Source organism: Helicobacter pylori (assembly GCF_014496965.1).
In the GTDB taxonomy this organism is placed as follows: domain Bacteria; phylum Campylobacterota; class Campylobacteria; order Campylobacterales; family Helicobacteraceae; genus Helicobacter; species Helicobacter pylori_CZ.
Genome location: NZ_JACTCR010000032.1, coordinates 1 through 2,108, shown reverse-complemented (window position 1 = coordinate 2,108; position 2,108 = coordinate 1). Strand labels below are relative to the sequence as shown.

Below are 2,108 nucleotides of genomic sequence, written 5' to 3'. Positions count from 1 at the left end.
TTTAAAGAGGGTTTGCGCCACCTAGTAAGCAAACACATAATTGAGGAAAAGGCTATACATCCTTCGGTATTCTAGTTTAGCGCCCATGAAAGAATAGTAGCTTGTGTTGATTGTGGGGATTTTAAAGCCTAGTTCAATGCCATGCTGAGCCGCATGATCGCTGTCTTTTTTCTTAGGCCTAGCGAGGTTCATTCTCAAGCCTAAATCAAACAAAAATTGGAAGTTAGAAGCGCTGACATTAGCGTTATAAATGCCATTCATCATGGTCAAATTCACTTGTTGGGAATTAAGCCACGAAGTCCCAGCTAGCGCAAAACCACCAAAAAGCCCCACGGAAAGCTTGTTGTTCTTGCCTAAGAAGTTGGTGTTTTTATCGTTGATGAAGTTATAAAGCGCATCCATTCCCACCCCATAAGTCCACACGTCAGAAGCGGAGTTAAAAAAGCTAGATTTAATGAACGCATGGTTGTAATCAAAAAAGCCGTAATACCTTAACCCCCAATTCCTTTTTTTGCCAAAGAATTGCTTGTAACCCACTTGCACGCCGATGCCGTTCATCGCCCCGTTATTGTTTTGATAGTCAATCACGCCGATACGCCTAAAAGGGTTTTTGCCTAATTCTTGCGCGATGGTTTGGAATTGGTTGTATTTGCTGGTATCCAAAGAATAGGTGAGCAAACCTTCTGGGGAATTAGGGTTTTGAGCGGCATGCGTCATGTTTTGAAGGGACTTGGCGTTAGGCAAGTGAGAGATACCATTATTGATCGCTGTAGAATCTTTATTCAGGGTGTTAAGGGCTTCTTTAAAATTCAAAATGGTTTGAGACAAAGCCCTATCCTGATTGACCTGGTTGCCATAATAAGCGGTGTGTTGCTCTAAGGAATTGAGAGTTTCTTTCACAAACGCGCAACCTGAACCCCAAGTGTTATTAGTGATCACGCCAGCCGATCCTGCTTTACATTCTTCCAAATCCCCTTGAATAGGCCCTTGAATGCTGTGGAAATTATTAGCAACTTGTTGGGCTAAGCTCAAAATCTCTGCTTGAGCGTTAGCCCTATTGAGCATTTCTTGAGCGAATTGCGTGTCTTTAGAAGTGTAGGGGTTGAAATTGTCTGGTTGCGTGATTTGGGTGTTTTCATTAGCGTTAAGCTGTTGGGTTTTTTCTAAAACGGCTTGAGCGTTTTTAATCATTTCGTTAATAGCGTTAAAAGAAGGGCCAAAAATATCCACTACATTCCCAGGCGTAGAACTCAACCCCCACGCTTTACCGCCATTGCTCGTTTGCACATGCGGGTTTTGAGTGGTAAGGACTTGCATGATAGTGGCGGCTTGCTGTAAAAGGTATTCAGCGTTATTATTGAATGTGAATTTTATTGAGAGTGGGAGTGATGATCCGCCTGAATAAGAGGTTGGGATCTCTTTCCCATTCTCCGTATAATAATGCTCTATGATATTGTTTTGTGTGGTGGTCTTATAATTGGTTTGTTGTATGTTGACTACCCCTGTTTTGGTGGTGTCATTCAAGGCAGGCATCCCGCCTCCTTGATTTTGGTTTAAAGCGGTTTGGATGATTTGATAAGCTTGGTTGAGTTTTTGGTATTCGTCAATGGATAGGATGCCATTAGGGCCTGTCCCATACGCTTGATTGCAAGTGGTGGTGGTCCCATTAAGAGCTGGTGTGTTACCAAACGATTGATAGCTTTGATTATTGGTAGGGCCAGGGCCGCAGCCAATAAAAAGGGCTATGACTTGCCACATGCCCACAGCGGCATTGAGCGCTAAAGCCACAGCTTGATAAGCCGGGGAAGTGGTGGTAGCGCTAGTGAGGTTGATCGCGCTTGAGCTTAAATTGTCAATCGCGCTTGTGATCGCGCTGGGTGTGCTGGCTAAATTGACTAAGGAATTTAAGTAATTGTATTGGTTTAAAAGGTTGCTCAAGTTATCGTATTTGTCCGCAAGATTTTGTATCGCTCCTGTGTTTTTCACTTGTTGAACCGCTTCACCGATCTGATAGCCCACGCTCATGTAAAATCCATCGTCTTCAGCCCTTGATAATGAGAGCATGAGAGAAAGAGAGAGTAAGAGAGATTTTTTGATTTTCATGTTTT

Annotated in this window: 1 protein-coding gene; it reads right to left on the bottom strand. The window is 43.2% G+C overall.

Annotated features, from left to right (window positions below; translation table 11 throughout):
• Nucleotides 1-21: 21 nt before the first annotated feature.
• Nucleotides 22-2,103 carry a Hop family outer membrane protein HopM/HopN gene (hopM, locus tag H7O61_RS07735; protein WP_231623877.1) on the bottom strand — a complete coding sequence of 694 codons (2,082 nt, stop codon included), beginning with the start codon at nt 2,101-2,103 and terminating at the stop codon, nt 22-24.
• Nucleotides 2,104-2,108 lie beyond the last annotated feature (5 nt).